This window comes from Clostridium acetireducens DSM 10703 (assembly GCF_001758365.1).
Classification (GTDB): Bacteria; Bacillota; Clostridia; order Clostridiales; family Clostridiaceae; genus Clostridium_C; species Clostridium_C acetireducens.
The window spans coordinates 1-17,131 of sequence record NZ_LZFO01000005.1 but is presented as its reverse complement, the minus strand read 5'-3'; the positions used below and the strand labels follow the sequence as shown (position 1 = coordinate 17,131).

The 17,131-nt window shown below is 24.5% G+C and carries 13 protein-coding genes and 1 pseudogene; all 14 read right to left on the bottom strand.

Annotation, left to right across the window (positions count from 1 at the left end; all coding sequences use genetic code 11):
* Window positions 1-13 precede the first annotated feature (13 nt).
* Window positions 14-1,162, bottom strand: coding sequence for a hypothetical protein (locus tag CLOACE_RS02315; RefSeq protein ID WP_070109435.1), 1,149 nt, complete (start codon window positions 1,160-1,162; stop codon window positions 14-16).
* Window positions 1,163-1,702: an RAMP superfamily CRISPR-associated protein gene (locus tag CLOACE_RS11900; RefSeq protein WP_070109434.1), complete on the bottom strand. Its 540-nt coding sequence runs from the start codon at window positions 1,700-1,702 to the stop codon at window positions 1,163-1,165.
* Complete coding sequence (locus CLOACE_RS02305; protein WP_070109433.1) at window positions 1,695-3,578, bottom strand: Cas10/Cmr2 second palm domain-containing protein; 1,884 nt, start codon at window positions 3,576-3,578, stop codon at window positions 1,695-1,697. Before CLOACE_RS02305 ends, CLOACE_RS11900 begins: the two co-directional genes overlap by 8 nt.
* Window positions 3,571-4,569, bottom strand: a complete 999-nt coding sequence (locus CLOACE_RS02300) for a hypothetical protein (protein ID WP_070109432.1) — start codon at window positions 4,567-4,569, stop codon at window positions 3,571-3,573. Before CLOACE_RS02300 ends, CLOACE_RS02305 begins: the two co-directional genes overlap by 8 nt.
* A 21-nt stretch (window positions 4,570-4,590) precedes the next feature.
* Window positions 4,591-5,733, bottom strand: a complete 1,143-nt coding sequence (locus CLOACE_RS02295; RefSeq protein WP_070109431.1) for a putative CRISPR-associated protein — start codon at window positions 5,731-5,733, stop codon at window positions 4,591-4,593.
* A gap of 22 nt (window positions 5,734-5,755) precedes the next feature.
* Window positions 5,756-7,045, bottom strand: coding sequence for a TIGR02221 family CRISPR-associated protein (gene csx2, locus CLOACE_RS02290; protein WP_070109430.1), 1,290 nt, complete (start codon window positions 7,043-7,045; stop codon window positions 5,756-5,758).
* 302 nt (window positions 7,046-7,347) lie between these two features.
* A complete protein-coding gene (gene dprA, locus CLOACE_RS02285) occupies window positions 7,348-8,298 on the bottom strand; it encodes a DNA-processing protein DprA (RefSeq protein WP_070109429.1) in 951 nt (316 codons plus the stop codon).
* Window positions 8,299-8,310: 12 nt separating this feature from the next.
* Window positions 8,311-8,883: a ComF family protein gene (locus CLOACE_RS02280; RefSeq protein WP_070109428.1), complete on the bottom strand. Its 573-nt coding sequence runs from the start codon at window positions 8,881-8,883 to the stop codon at window positions 8,311-8,313.
* 538 nt (window positions 8,884-9,421) lie between these two features.
* Window positions 9,422-11,233 (bottom strand): non-homologous end-joining DNA ligase LigD, encoded by a 1,812-nt coding sequence (gene ligD, locus CLOACE_RS02275; RefSeq protein ID WP_070109427.1) that lies wholly within the window; start codon window positions 11,231-11,233, stop codon window positions 9,422-9,424.
* 4 nt (window positions 11,234-11,237) lie between these two features.
* Window positions 11,238-12,260 (bottom strand): annotated as a pseudogene (cas1, locus tag CLOACE_RS02270) (CRISPR-associated endonuclease Cas1).
* A 53-nt stretch (window positions 12,261-12,313) separates the two neighbouring features.
* Window positions 12,314-13,162 carry a hypothetical protein gene (locus CLOACE_RS02260; protein WP_070109424.1) on the bottom strand — a complete coding sequence of 283 codons (849 nt, stop codon included), beginning with the start codon at window positions 13,160-13,162 and terminating at the stop codon, window positions 12,314-12,316.
* Window positions 13,163-14,349: 1,187 nt separating this feature from the next.
* Window positions 14,350-15,258, bottom strand: a complete 909-nt coding sequence (cas6, locus tag CLOACE_RS02255; RefSeq protein WP_070109423.1) for a CRISPR system precrRNA processing endoribonuclease RAMP protein Cas6 — start codon at window positions 15,256-15,258, stop codon at window positions 14,350-14,352.
* 195 nt (window positions 15,259-15,453) lie between these two features.
* Entirely contained in the window at window positions 15,454-15,984 is a 531-nt protein-coding gene (locus tag CLOACE_RS02250) for a hypothetical protein (protein WP_070109422.1), read from the bottom strand.
* The gene (locus tag CLOACE_RS02245) at window positions 15,977-16,480 is read right to left on the bottom strand and encodes a hypothetical protein (protein ID WP_070109421.1); all 504 of its coding nucleotides are present in this window, start codon (window positions 16,478-16,480) and stop codon (window positions 15,977-15,979) included. Before CLOACE_RS02245 ends, CLOACE_RS02250 begins: the two co-directional genes overlap by 8 nt.
* Between the last annotated feature and the right edge of the window lie 651 nt (window positions 16,481-17,131).

Sequence of the window (17,131 nt, the reverse complement as noted above, 5' to 3'; positions counted from 1 at the left end):
CCTCCAAAATAAACTAAAATACTTGTCCAAAATAAAATTCATAATCTCCAAAACCATTCTCATTTTCTAAACCAAATCCCTTAATAGTTGAAAAATCATTATATATGTCTTCAAAGGCTTTTTGTGTTTTAAATACAATTACACTGCCTTTTTTAACCATAACACAAGTTTCTTCTCTTTTATCCTCACTTATCTTAGACATGTCGTATCCTCTAAAATTGAATGTTTCTGCAAAAACTTTTTCTATTTCATATTCCTCATTAATTTTTAAAGCCTCTTTCCACTTTTTCATATACTCTTCAGTAGTTATATAATTTTCACTTAATTGAAAATTCATTTTAGTATCTGAAATAAATTTTATACAAACATAATTTAAACTATCTTTTTTATCCTGAAATTTACTGTATTTACTACTAAAATCTTTCATACGTTTTACAATTTTATCTTTCTTAACATTTTCTTTTTTACAACATATTAAACTACACTTTCCAAATCCAATAGATATATATGAACCTAATCTTAATTCATCTATATTTTTTATATCATCTTGTTCTATTCCTTCTATATAACCTTCAAATATGTTTTTACTATTTTCCTTAGTTGCATTACTTTCTGTTTCGCTTACACATACTAAAGAGTACAGTCTACCATCTTTTGATGTTTCAGTATATTTATCTATTTGATTCTTAGTTAAAAACATTTTTTTCACATTATAATCTTCATTATTTTTTAAGTATCCAGTAACACCTTCTACTCTTCCATTTCCATCAGGACATTTTTTACAAACCTTTTCATCAATCAGACAATCTATAAATCCATGTTCTTCATTTTCCTTACACCTCATGGCAGTTATAGGTATAATTTGAACTCCTTCAGGATAAAAAAACGAAAACTTCATAGTACTAAACTTTTTACATAAATTCTTATATAAACATTTCTTACATCTCTTTCCATCTCTAAAAGTAACCCAATTTTTTCTTTTAACACCATCTACTATAATCTCTTCTTCCTCTTTAAACTCACTACAATTTTCTAGTATAAACTTAGCAAAAGCAGCTCTTACTACATTACCTTTTATGTAATCCATACTTTCAATATAATTATTGGTAAGTTTTATTCCTCCAGTTATAAAAGGAGATTTAAAATTTAATTTGATTTTCAATTACTTCACCTCCTCAAAAGAAACCTCTACATTTCCGCTTCCTCTACTTTTACTTCCGCCTATAAAATCTATCATTTTAATTGCCATCTCTAATTCTTCTTTATATATTTTAGTTTCTTCATCAAAAACAATAGATACCTCTCCTAAAAATTCTTTATTATAACACTGTTCTTCTGTAAATAATGCTCCATCTTTTGATACTTTTCTAAATCTATCTATAGAATTTGAAGTTTTTATGCTTATTTTACTTTCTTCTTTAGTTTCAAAATTATCTACACATATTTTAGAAGGACTATTTCCTGACTTCCCAAATAATTTACACATTGGACAGTTACAACTTTCATTATTATCTTTATGTTTAAAATCACTTATTTTATAAAAATTACTTTTTATTTTCCCTTTTATTGTACTTCCAGGTATATATGGCTTTCCTCTTAGCTTAACAGTATATTTATTTATAAAATCATTTTCTCCTTCTCCTGTATTTATATTAAAAGGAGATTTAAAATTTAACTTTATCATGTATTTGCATTTATGCATTTTTTATCACTCCTTCTGTATAATCCCAAAGGATTACTATATCATTCCATGGAGAGATTACTTTTTCTTGTCCTTTTTCATCTTTAGTAAGTATAAGTCCTGCAAAATATCCTTCTTTTACATTAAACATTTCATTAATGTACTTTGTATATGCATTAGAGTGCCTAGCTTGTTGATATAGATAAAAAAGTTGAAATTCCTTTTCTGTCATATTGTTATACGCATATTTTAATTTGTATATTTGACTTATTTTTATATTTTTACTATCTCTCTTCATTTTTCTTATTATCTCAATAGCTTTTTTAGTTTGATTGCAACTCATAGGAAAACAGCTTTTTCTGTTTTGCAAATCTACATTACTTATGCCTTCCATAATTATTACATCTATAGTGCCCTCATTTATTTCTTTATTTTTTCTTAAATATTTTTTAGCATTTTTTAAGCAACTTTGACTTATTTTAAACATATTTTGTATAGGAGTACTGTCTTTAGAAATACATACTCCTACAGACATAGTCATTTTATTATCAAATGCTTTATCAAACTTTTCAATTATTTTAGTAGATATATCAAGTGAAACATTTGCCGGAAGTATTATAAATATATCGTCTCCACCTAGTGCTATAGCTTCAAACTTAGCTTGTTCTCCCATTACATCATATATAGATTTATAGACACATATTTTGGTAGTTCTATCTAAAATCCTACTAAAATACATTTGTTGAAATGGATTTTTAATTTTTCTTATTACATTTCCCATGTTATTTCCATCTGCATAAACTACAGCAGAATAATTTTGAGAATCTGAAACATCTGTTATGTTTTTTATATTATTTTTATTTTTCATGGTTATATTTAAATATCTTTCAAATTCATCAAAAAATTGTGCTTTATTTCTTCCCACCTTGTTTTTTCTCAAACAAGAAGGGCAAACTTCTATATCACCATTAGGAGAATCTATTACGTATACTGCATCTCTTATTCCACATAACTTGCATACATTTTTGCTCTTAGTTTTATTTTTAAAATCAATTTTTATATTTTCGTTTTTTATGTTAATATTTTTTAAATCGTTGTCTGGATTTATTGGATAAACTTTAATTTTTTTTCTTTCTTCTAATTTGTTATTAGCTTTTCTTGCTTGATTACTATAGTCCATAAAAAATTCATTTAAAGAACAACTAGTCCATTCAAATGCATTTTTAACTGTTAAAGCTACTTTTGTATATTCTTTTTCTAAATCTTCACATACCAATTTTCCCTTGCCCTTAGGTACTAATAAAAATACATTTCCTCCTCCGCAATAAAGTGAGCATTCTTTTATATAATTTTTCTCTAAATAATCTAAAGTATAATCTTTATTTAAAGCATCAATTATACTACTAGCCCCTCTTATATCTTTTATTTTATTATTTTCTAAAAAATACTGTTTAATTTTATATATAGATCCTTTTACTAAATCCACTTGTATATCTTTAAATAATTCTTTATTTTTATCACCATTAACTGATTGATATAAAAATTTTTTTGTATCATCTGTTTCTTTAGAAAAAAATTTTAAATATACTTCTTTGCGAAAAACTTCTTTATTATTTATTTCATTATTCAATTCATTTATTAAATACTGAATTAATGTATACATATTTAAAACATCTTTTATGCTAGGAGCAAATTTTACCTCTGATTTAAAATAATATGGTATGTATCCATAATGCTCAAAAATTTCTTCATTGTTCATATTACTAATTCCCTTAATGTTTTTAGGAAGTTTATTATTTAACAAAAACTCTTTTAATTCCTTTAAATGTGCTTGAAATTCCTTTTTAGCCATTGACTTAGGATAAAGAGCTTCTAGAAAATTATCTTCTTTACTCATTTAACCTATCCTCCTTTAATACATATTTTCCAAAGCCTATAAGATTTCTACAGCCTATTAAAAGTTTCTCACCAGCTATTAAATAATTGACATATTGTTTTATTTTTGAATGAAACTCTACATTTCCTAAAAAACTTTTAATATAGTAATTAAATTTACAAACTTGAGGCAACTTTAAAGTGCAACATTCTTTATTATAACTATATATTTTTATACTTTTACTTAGTTTTTTTAAAGGATATTTTCTTGTTGTTAGTTTAAAATCATATCTATTTATTAAATTTTTTTCTAACTCTAAATTTTTCAGTTTTTTTACATCTTCTTTTTCTAAAGCATTTAAACTATTCAAACGTTTAGCTATGCAATAGGATATAATAGCAGAATTAAAACTACTTGCATTGAACAATTCAAAATATTCTGTATAAAATGGAGATACAAAAACCAATTTATTAACACCGTTAATCTGATTTAATCTTTTATCTATATATTTTTTTATAGAATAAGGTTGTAAATTTTCTTCAAAAAACTGATTTTCTTTATAAATTACTTTACACTCATCATTTAGAATTTCATCTAATTTAAATTTACATCTATTTTTTCCTATACCTTTTTCCCCCATAAGTTCTATAAAATAAATTAATTGACTAGAAAAAAAGTTAGCATCATTATATAAATATATGCTGAATTTTAATGTATCTCCCTTTTTATAATTTGTATTATATTCATCACATACTATACAGATATTAGAATAAATGCTTTCACTTTGAACTATAACTGGTAAATTTCCTTTATAATTTCCTCCTAGTATTTTCTGTATAAAACAATTTTTAAACTGGAAACAACTTGTACAATTATTATTATTTACACAATATACCTTACTTACTTCATTGATTAGTGCTCCTGCAAGCATTAATGACTTATGCTTTGATAATTTACTATCCTCTTCCATTACTACTTTAATATCTAATATACAGTACTGTATATCTTTCAAAAGTATCACTCCTGATCTATATTAATCAAAGTCATCCCATTTTATAAAGTTATCTTCTCTAAAATTATTTTTATATACTGTTTTCTTTAATTTTAATTCATATTTATCATGATCTAACTCTACCAAACAAACTTTAACTATATCATTTTCCATGTAATAAAATGCTCTAGGACTAGTATTACTTTCTTTAAATATTTGCAAATCTGTAATTGTATCCTCTGGCTTATCATGTAAATTGTTTTTTCTTAAATTTGGATCTAAAAGTTTTTTAAATAAGTTTTTTATACAACTAATTTTATTAGAATCATTAAGTTTTTTTAAATCATTAAATACTTTTTCATAAATCAATATATAAGGTTTATTTTTAGTACTTAAATATTTATTATATAATAACTCTCCTATAGCAGAAAAAGTTACATAATTATCCTCATCACTTTCTATAAATTGATAATAAGTATCTCTTTTATCAAATTCTATACCTTTAAAAAACTCTTTTTTACTCACTATTTGATTATTATATAAATAGTTAAATTTATCTTCATGGTCCTCTATAGGGTTAAAATCAAATTCTACAGGTATAGGTGGAAGGGTTATAAGTCCTTCTGTATTTTCAAATATATAAGTTATTTTCTTTTTATATATCATTCCAGCCAAAGTTATGTAAGGTACTACTCCTTTAAATCCACCAGTAGGATTAAAAATAATTTCTTTAGAATAGTTATTATTATTTACTATTTCTACAATTATTTCTAAAAGTTTTTTTACAGCAACCTTTTCAAATAATTTAGCATTATTTACTTGAAGTCCTTCTATTCTTTCTATATATACTTTACAATTAAATTTATCCTGGAAAAATTCTTTCAATATTTCACTTGCTAATAATCCGTTATTTGTATCAGTAGAAAGTAAATATATAGAATCATTTTTAGTTATTCCTATTTTACTTAAACTTTTAATTTCAGCAGACATTTTTTTAAAACCTTTAGCATTTTTAATTTTTGAAAGTACATAACTTTTTATTAAACTAAAATCAGCTTCTTCTTTAAAATTTCCTTCATTATAAATATTTTTGAAGTTTATATAATCTTCATTATATTCTTTTCTAGTTTGATTAGAAAAAATTGAAGTACCTACTGTGGCTATTATGGTTTTATCTTTCGTCATATTGACCTCCTAAAAATTAAATTTATATGTTAGTTTCAACGTATTCTTTAAATTCCTCGTAATATTTTTCTATGTCTTTACTTAAAGTTTCATAATCTTTAACTTTCTTGCTAAATCCAAAATGATTAATATCATTCCTTGCTTGACTTATTTTATCTGCTAACTTAATAATACTTTCATCTAAACTATCTATTATTTTTTTAATGCCTTCTCTGTATTTCTCATCAATTTGCCATTCACTTTCTGGCTTTTCTTGAAATTTTAATTTAATAGCTTTATTAACTAACTTTTCTCGATTTTCATAATTAGAATCATCTAAATTAAATTTACTACAAACATAAGTTTTTATAGTTTCTTCTAATGCTGTATATGCTTGTTGAATCAAGTTATTATCAATACTCCATTTAACTACTGCTAATCCAGTAGATACATTATCATTATTTTTAAAATCAAAAGTTCTTTTTTGAATTTTCTTAAATAGCGGTGTTAATGGTTTTATAACTTTAGATTCATTGTCCAATATAGGTTCTAAAGCTCCTTCCATATTTTTATAAGCACAAGCTATAGATTTTTTATTATTATTTTTTACATTTTCTATTAATTTTCCTCTGCAAGTATATACACAATTAGTAAAATCATTTAATCTATCAATAAATTGCTTTGTTTGTCTTGAACCATCCACATTTTTTCTTAATTTTTCCTGTAAATTTTTCATAGATACTTTTGTTATTTCTTTACTATTTCCATACTTTAAAAATATGTTTACTGCTTGTGTCCATTCTAAAAGTTCATCAAATTCTGTAAGTTCAAATATAGGAGTAGTTGGTGGATTAGTATTTTCATCTCTAGCTTCAAAAGCTCCATAATAAATTCCTTTAAGTTTTATATTTTTAATAACTTTTGCATAATTAAGTATTACAAGAACAAGCATAGGTATTGATCTAAAACCATGGGTTATATCAAAAATTATTTCATCGCCTTCTTCAATAACATTAAAAATGTTATCATATATTTTCCATATTTCTTCTGTATTTTTTCCATCAACTATTGATACATCCTGTACCGATAAGCTAAAATTCTTTAAATCTTTTAAAGTATCTCTCAATCCTTTTTCTTTATTATTTTCCCAATTTATTTTTCTTGCATCTTTAGTTAAAAATATTATTGCTTTATCTTCTTTAGTCCAATTAGAACAAAATGTCTTTATTAAAGCTTCTTGCACAAATCTAGTTTTATTTTTTTCTTCTCCATATACATAGTTGCAATCTTTATACCTACCTGTTCCTAGCACACTTAAAAACTTTTTACCCATTTTTAACCCTCCTATGTTATAAAAAACAATGTTTTTCAAATAAGTTACAAAATCTATAAATTAAACCTAATATATTAATAATTCTTCAACAAACTTCATAATCCTTCCTTAATTACATATTATTTATATTTAAATCAAATTTAAACTTTCAGGATAAATTATAAATAAAAGGACTAAAATATTACAAATACGTATATTTTTTTACTAAAAAGACTCTTAATTACTGCTTTAATTATTAACAATAATTAAAAGTCTTAAATCTAAAGTTTACCAAATTAATTAACTATTTAAATAATCGCTTCTTATATGAATTCAAAATTAACTTGTTTAAATTCTTGTTTATGAAAATTAGAATAATCATACTCTAATAAAACTTTCTCTATATTTTCAATATCATTCTTATTTTCCAAGGACTTTACTCTATTATCTTTTAAAAGCTCTATATTACCAGACACTATATCAAGTGTTCTATTCTTATATGGAGGCACATAAACATATAATTTCCTTTCTTGCTCTAAAGCAAATTTAGCAGTATGCATAGTTCCACCTTTTAAATCTGTTTCGACTACTACAACCACTTTACTCAATCCACTTTGAAGCCTATCTCTCTCCACAAAATAATTTCTTTTAGCATTTTCTCCTGGTGGATATTCACTTATAATACATCCGCCTTTTTCAATAATATCATAAGCTAATTTTTCATTTTCTTTAGGATAAATACTATCTATTCCACAAGGAAGAGAAACTACATTTAGCCCATTTACTTTCAAAGATCCTAAATTAGCAAAAGTATCACAACCTAAAGCTAAACCAGTAACTACTGTAAATCCTCTTTTTCCAAAAATTTCTCCAAGTCTTCCTGCCACTTTTTCACCATGAATTGTTGGATTTCTAGTACCTACTATAGCTATTGAAGTATTATTTATAGCTTCTAAATTTCCTTTATAATATAACAATACAGGGAAATCTGGAATGCATTTTAAGCTTTCAGGAAATCCTTTATCTTTAAAAGATATTATATTTATGTTTTTATCATAAGCTTTTTTTCTTATATTCTCCCCTTGAATTTTTGCTTTTTCTATTTCATATCTCTCAGGAATCTTAATCCTTTTATACTTATACTTAGCCTCTATAAATACATCTATAATTTCGTCTATATTAGTTGGTTCAAAACCAGCAACTTGAATAACTTTTTCTAAAGTTCTTTTACCTATTCCAGGTATGCAAAGCATATCTATAATGAAATTAACCATTTAAAGTTCCCCCTATATATTAGACACCTTTCTATGTCTTGACTTAGTTTTAGCTAAAACAAATTTACAAATACCACTTACTCCTAAACCTCTTAATAAATCCTCACATGCCAACATTGAATTCCCAGTAGTTGTAACATCATCTAGTAAAATTACTTTTTTCCCCTTTAGTATATTTATTTTATCAACTTTGATTGTTTGCATATGAATATTCTTGTTCCTTCTACCACCATGAGAAAGTTTTTGTATTGTTGCTACTCTTTTTAAGCACATCTTTCCATTTATAAAACCTAGAGCATTACATAACTTATCTATAACTTCTTCAAAACTCCCACATCCTCCTGCTGAAGTATGAGAAGGCACTGCTACTAAAACTATATTTTCTCTATCTGGCAAATCAGAAAAAATATTAAATAGGACTGAATAAAAAAAACCTACAGCATGTCTATCTCTCTTTTTAAAGTTTAATATCTTACTACTAAAATCATCAAACTCAGGATTGTGTACTTTCATGCAGTCATCATAAATCCAATAAGAATTATATGACTTTAAGTATAATATATTATTAATTTTATCTTTTTTCATTAAACAATCACCTTCCATGTATTAACCTTGTTTTCAAGTTAAATATACATGGTTAGCTATACCATTTTATTTCGTAAAATTTTATGGTACATAAAAAAAGAAAAACTACGACAATAAGTAGTTTTTCTTTTTTAACATTTTTAGAAATTTAAAAATCCATTCAATCATGGTTATATCATTTCTACTATAGTAAATGTGCTATTAAAAAAGAAGGAGAAAAAGCATGTGAAAATCCATTCAATCATGGTTATATCATTTCTACCAAGATGTAATTACATCAATGAGAAAAACAAACGAAGAAGAGTGAAAATCCATTCAATCATGGTTATATCATTTCTACAGCACCCCTTGGGAAGCAGCTTATATCAATGCTTCCCAAGAGCATTTTACAAAACCTTTTTAAATTTAGCTTTTAGTTTACATAATATCATGTTTTATACATTGATGTATAAAATTTTTATTATACTTTAAGTATTGATTTATCTAACTTTAAAGCTACTTTTCAAAAACCCCCTATGTATAAAATCATTTTGAGGTTTTATATTTTAAGCTCTATTACCCAATAATCTTCTTCATTTTCATTTTCTATTTTCTTTAGAACTCCAATATCTAAATCTATCTGTTTACAATTTAAGCTTTTATAAATAGAATTTATTTTATTTTGAAGTTTCTTTATTCTTTTATTAATTCTTTCTCTTTCTTCTTTTAATCTAAATATTTCTTCAATATTATCTTTTATATTATTGTTTATAGAATTTTTTATAAACTCCCCTTTATCTGCATATATTATAGGAGATTCATACATACCATTTTGTAGTTGAAAGTTGCAACTACAATATATTGAAAATTCTGTATCTCTTATATACTCCCTTATTTTCCTACAAGATATAGGTTTTTCAGGTGCATTTGATATGTACCTCTCAGTTATATTATAACTATAATTCTCCATGTTTTCCATAATAAAATGCAAAAAGTTTTCACCTTTTTCTATATGGTAAAAAATACAAAGCATAATAAGCCTTTCAAAATGTTTCATACTACTTTTACAAATTGATTTTTCTAAAATGTTTTTTACTACAATACAATTTTCTATAATTTTATTAGCTTCAGGAAATTGACATTTTACTTGTTCCATAAAATCTAAAAATTTTTCTTTATTATCAAAAGTAAATGTATTTTCAAAAATATAAAATGGCTCTTTAAAATTTAAAAATTCACATTTTTTCATAGTTTCAGGGTGATATCCTTCTGAAAGTTTTATTATATTTTCTGTTTCTTCAATAAAATTAGATTTAGGTCTTATTTCTATTTCTACGTCTTTTTCAACTGAAATTAATTCTAATACATTTTTTGCAAAGTTATTAATTTTTTCAACTTCTATAAATTCATTAAAAAAACACCATAAATGATACCCCTTCTTGCCACTAAACTCTGTATAAGATTCATAACCTTCTTCTTTTAACACATCTTTTAAATCTTCTGTTACTTTCTTAGATTTATTAATATCCTTACTATCTACATCAAAAACTAATATATTGCTTTTATTGTCTTTATCTAATCTTACAGCTATATTAATAGCTCCTTTAAAATGCTTTAATATTAATTCTTTTGTTATAGGTTCATTAATTTTTATATATTCTTTTTTTCCTTCCATTTTGCATAAATAATATTCTTCTTTTCTTATTATAAATCTATCCATAAAGCATTTTAATACTTTATCTTTAGAATCTACTTTAGAAATTAAATCTTCAAATTTATAGGCCCCTTCAAATTCTTTGTTTTCTAACAAATTCTCAATCAAATCATATTTATCATACTTTAAAACTATATATTTAAATAAATTTACATAGACTATACCTAATTTACCTTTTATTAAATTTAATATTTTTTCTATATCCTCTTCTTTAATATCATTATATATGCTTATTTCTTTTAAAATATTTATAAAATCTTCTTCATTGAAATTTTCAATAATACTGTTTACTTTCTCTAATTTATTATGACTATTATATTTTGGATATAATACAGTTTGGAAATTTTCTTTTTTTATATCAAATCCTAAAAATTTTATACTTTCACCATAACTTCCTATAAAAGTTTTTTCTTCAGAAATATTTAAATTAATGTTTTTTAATTGCTTCTCTATTTGTAATAGTATATTCTCATTACTTAAAAACATCATATCATCTGCGAATCTTACATAAATTATATCTTCTAAACCTTGAAAATATTTATCAAATTCACACATATAAATATTAGATAAAATTGGACTTAATGGACTTCCTAAGGATAAACCTTTTATTCCAAGCCTTTCTTCTTCTAAAAATATATCTTGAATTTTTTTTATCAAATTACTATCTATTATATAATTTTCTAATTTCTTTATTAATAGATGGAAAAAAGCTTTTTATATCACATTTAATAAAATATTTATATTTCTCTATATTATCATTAATTTTATCTACAGCTTGTTTAGCATGTTTACCTTTTAAAAAAGAATATACATTATCAGAGAAAACTACATATTCTTCAATTTTTTCATAATTTTTATTAAACTTCTTTATATATTTTCTAAAAGCATTTTGTTTCAAACGAATTCCATCTTTATTTTTTGTAAAATCTGTTATTCTTATTTCTTTTCTTCTTAATAACTTTAAAACAAAGTCATCACAAAAGTTTGATCTATATAATTCTAGTAAATCCAATGATAATGATTCTCTTCCATACTTTATACCATGCAAAAATCCTATAAAACTATCTAATCCTACCTTTTCTATTTCACTCAGTATAATACTATTAAGTATAGAATATGTAAGACTTAATAAAGCATTTACTTCATCTTTTGGTGGATTTTTATTTCTTCCTTTAAACTCATAAGGCTCTGGAATTAAGTTTGTTAAACTTTGAAAATAAATTCTAGCTGCCGCTCCTTCTATACCCATAATTTCATTTATCTCTTTAGCATAATTAACTTTATTTATAAAATAGTCTATTTTATCATTTTTTATATTATATTTTTTTAACAACTAATTTTGTCTAATTATTTTATTACGTATTATACTTTTAGCGTAATTAATCTTTATATTTTTCTTTGACCATATGTCATATTGGGCCAATCGTAAATATACATTTTTAGAAAATTTACCACTTATTTTTCCCTTAAATCCACCACTAATAGTTAAAAATAATATATCTATATTATTCTTAAAAGCTAAGTTTAAAGCTTGACTGGTTATTTGTTGATTACCAAAAATAAATATATTTTCAATTTTATACACTGGAATAGTTGTAAGCTTTACACCGTTTTTAGAAATTAAAAAAGAAATATTATCTTTTTTTATACTACATCCTTGATCTATAATGTATAATGTTTTCATTTTTTACTCCTATAGTATATTTTTAAAAGAAGCTACAATAGTTTGCAGCTTCTTTAATCTAGGTATAAATTCTCTCTTACTAATAGTATAAGTTCTTTTAATTTTTCTTGATTATCTGTAACTAATTCTAAAGCCTTATCTAATTCAAATTTAACTTGATAAACAAACTCTGAATCCATATTAATTAATTTACTTAATGCAATTGCTTGGTTTAAATGCCATCTTGGATTTGAAGGTTCTAATAATATAGCTCTATATACTAAAAAGGAAATAGAAATTGGACTAAATTTTTGTGAAATAAGGTGTTGTGTAAAATATCCATAATACAACGCTCTATTAGGATTTAACGATATAGCTGTTAAGTATAAATTATTTATTGCATCCTGATCATCAAAATTTTCCATGCAACTATGAAGTATTGCTGCTAAAAAAACATAATGGGCTTTTTCCTTATTTGATGCATTTTCATTACTTGTACCATCTTTTATGTCTTGCCATAATTGCTCTATCCTTTGATGCCTGTATTCAGATTCTTCTAAAGATAATATATCATCTAATTCCTCTATTTCATCAAATACATTGTCTTTTATTTCAATACTTTGCTCTTCTTGAAAGTTATCTATCTCTGGAAGTGTTTGTAATAGCCACTCAACATCTTGCAATAAACTTAATATATTTTTAGCTTTGTTATTATCCAATAATTCAATATTATCTTCTTTATTTAATTCCAAAAACTTTTTAAAATGTATACAACTTTCTTCAAATCTTCCTGTGAAAAATTCAGATAAAGCTGCTACTGCTAAAGCATACGTATCATCATTTCTCTCATTACTAATATATTTAAGTGCCATATCATAATTGTGATTCATCATAGCTTTTACTGCTGGAATTAATAAACTCATTTTCTACCATCCTCCTAAATTTGTTTGTATCCATATATTACGATGCGCTTTATACCATTTTATTTCGCAAAATTGTATTCTATATAAATGCACAAAAAAAGAAAAACTACGCTAATAAGTAGTTTTTCTTTTTTAATATTTTTAGAATTTTTAAAATCCATTCAATCATGGTTATATCATTTCTACCAGCACCCCTTGGGAAGCCTCTTATATCAATGCCTTCCAAGAGCATTTTTCAAAACCTTTTTAAATTTAGCTTTTAGTTTACATACTATCATATTTTATACATTGATGTATAAAAGTTTTATCATAGTTTAAGCATTGATTTATATATCTTTAAAGCTATTTTTCAAAAACCCCCTATGTATAAAATCATTTTAGGGTTTTTTAAAAAACTATTTCAAACTCTAAGAAAATTACACATTTGTTATTTTTCCTAAACCAAAAAGTATTTTAACTACATGCATAATTTTCTTGCTAAAATATATTATTTAATTTTATTAACACTTTCAAGTAAAATAAATTTTTAGCAACTTCTGCAAATCCACTATATTGCTTTTGGCTATTTAGAATTAATCACATTTACACCCCAACATATACTAAAATCCCCTAATTAGTACTTCTATACAAATCCCATAAATCCTCTTTTATTTAAAAATTAATATTTTTATATTAAAATCATTTTGTCGAAATAAGTTACCCACAGATTGTGTATGAAAAGTTATCCACACGACATATTTGTCATGAGTCATGCGACATATTTGTCTTAAGTGATACGACATATCTGTCGCCTAGAATAATTACAAATTTAATAAATATATATATATATATTATTTATAGGTATTATATATAAACTTTCCCATATTGTCAATCCCTAATCGTCATACAAAAATCAACAAAATTTTGAATGATATAAGCAAAATTTATAGTAAATTATGTAGAAAGTTTTTTAATATAAAACGGATTTATTTTAGTTAATTTTTTGATTTTTTTGAAATTATGTGATAATATATATTTATACACCCTATTTGAAAAAAATATTTTTTAGTAAATATAAATTTAATTCCTAAAAAGTATTCCCTGTTTTCACACTACCACTATGCCCATTTATATTAACTTCTTGCAATAACACCTGTGTAAAACAAAAAAAGTTGCAAAAACATTGCAACTTAATAATTATATTTATTTTAAAAAAGACCTATTTCGAATTTTCCTAAACCAAAAGATGTATTTTTACCTATATGTATTATTTCTCCTGCTAAAATATATTCTTTTATTTCATTAATACTTTCAGGTAAAATAAATTTTCCGGTAACTCCACCAAAATTCATGTCTTGTTTTTGTCTATTAGAATGTCTTTTTACATTAATCCATTCACTATTTACTTCTTCAATATTACCTTCTAAATCTATAATAGTATTATCCACTTTTATACCATCTAATGCATTTAAAATTATTAATCTCCTATATAAAGCAATAATTATATCTTTATAATTAATTTTTCTAACTAGTTTTCCCTTTTTTAAAACTCTAAAAGGAGTTGTAAAGTTTATAGTTTTTACTTCAGGTATTTGTTGAAATCTATTTGATACATATTCTTCAAGAGTCCTAATTTTTATATTAAATTTCAAAAATTCATTATCATAAAAAATTGGCTCTTCTATATCATTACTTACTTGGACAAGTTCATATTTAGCATTATAACTCCCCAAGCCTACATTTTCCATGGCTTGAAAAGCATATAAATATTGAGGGAAAAACACTATTGAATCACCAAAAATAGTTATGTAAAATTCTAAAATATCTCCTTTTTTAAAATTAGTTCTTTCATCTTCACATTCAATGACAAAAGAAGAAATAGAAGTATTTTTAGGTACAAATTCTACTTGTTCTCTTAATCCATGTGACATTATATTTTGAACTATACAGCTTTTTTTAAAATAGCACTTATTACAGTTTTCATCCCCTATACAGTTAAAAGTTATTAAAGCTTTTCCTAATACACCTCTTAAAGCAGAACTTTTAAACTGGGGAAGTATAGAATCTTTAGTAAACCTGAAAATAAACTTTGCCTTTGTATATTTAATATTAAGCATATTAGCACCTCAATGTACACCTAAAATAATTCCCTATGGTGGTTACTTCTATACAAACTCCGTAAATCCTCTTTTATTTTAAATTAATATTTTAATTATTTCGTCAAATAAAGTTATCCACATATTTTCTATATGTATATTCTCAAATGTGAATTCAAAAATATATTTACTAATAATTAATTTATCAGTATGATTTTACACTACTGATATTTTTTCTTGTTGCAAAAGCTCATTTTCCTTATCTACTTTTTTATTTTCTACAATAAGATTTTTAATAATATTTTCTTTTTCCGCTATTTCTCTTTCTTTTCCATATAAATAACTTGGCATTTCCTCATCTCTAGGGGTAAATTGATTTCCATAAGAAGTTACTGAACACCAAACAACTTGTGCACATAATTCCCTATCTAATTTTCTACTTCCGCTTAATATTTGATATGAAGCAATTCCAAATATTAAAATTCCTCCTATAGGTCCTGTTAACAATCCAAGTATAGATGTAGCACTTGTATATACTGCAAAAGGCAGTGTTATACCCAGTATAGTTGTAAATATTGCATGAATAATAGTTGTAAGTGCCACAAATGCCCCAAAACCTGAAACTGATATTGCTGCCAATATAGCTGTAGGTGCCCCTGCTTTCAGTAATGCACTACGTATGGTTTTTCCAGTTAAACTTTCCACTTCCAACGCTTGTCTTATTTGTTCTTTTTGATATTCATTCATAGTTTTTAAGCTGTCTTCTAATGCTTTTTCTGTTTTTTTTAGCTGCTTTTTTATCTTGTTTCTTTAAATATTTTTGCGTATTAGCTAACATTCTTTCATAAAATCTTCTATGTATACTATCAGCCTTTTGAGCAGGAGTTAGGTTTTTATCAATTTTTAAAGCTTCCCCTGCTTCATCTATTATTTTTGCAGAAAGCATATCATAAGGCGGCTCTTCATAAGTAAGTTTAGCCTTTTTCTTTAAAACTTCTACTATTCTATTATCTAATTCTTCTCTAGAAGTTCCCATTAATTCATTTCTTTTTTCTTCAATTAAATTCCATATATTTTTTACATCAGGTTCCTTTATTTCAGGATTTTTTCCTATTACCTTACCTAAATAATTAATTGCACCTATAACCTTTTTCTTAGCCTTTTGCACCATAGGTTTAGATATATTAGCCATATTAATGTTTTCTAATAATACAATTTGCTCTATAATATCTTCATCAGACATTTTTGTCATGCCATGAAAAATGTTAGGAATGTAACCACCTTTTTACTATAATCTTGAAATATTTAGAAAGTTGTTTGTACTATTATCATAACATAATAATATGCTAAAAATGCAGCATTTTATAAAATATAAAACTCTTTACCTACAAAACTAACTCCATATTTTTATTTGTTCCATAGTATTTATACCTTTTGATATTTGTGTCATTATCTCTTGTCTATATACAATTTTAATTTCTTTATTAGGAATTGCTAATTTAGCTACTGTAAATCCAAATTGATTTTGAATAATATCTATTGCCTTTAAATATCCAGATAAAAGTAAAAGACTAAATAAATAATTATCCTCCTCGTATAATATAGTTGTAACATTTGATAGAAAACATCTTTATTTTCTAACGAACATTACTAATCTAATTTAAAATATTATTCTTTATTTGATTAATAATCCTATCAGATAATTAGTCGTTTCATTTTATAGTTTTCTATCTTAATACCTGAAAGGAAACTTAACTTTACTTGTAGATCATTGTATAATATCTCCTGAATAGAGGTTAGATGGATTCCTCCAGGGCATCTCGGTAGAGATTATACCCGTAAATAAGCGTATCATTCCATCAGTGAGATTTCTATGGTTTAGCTGGTTGGGTTT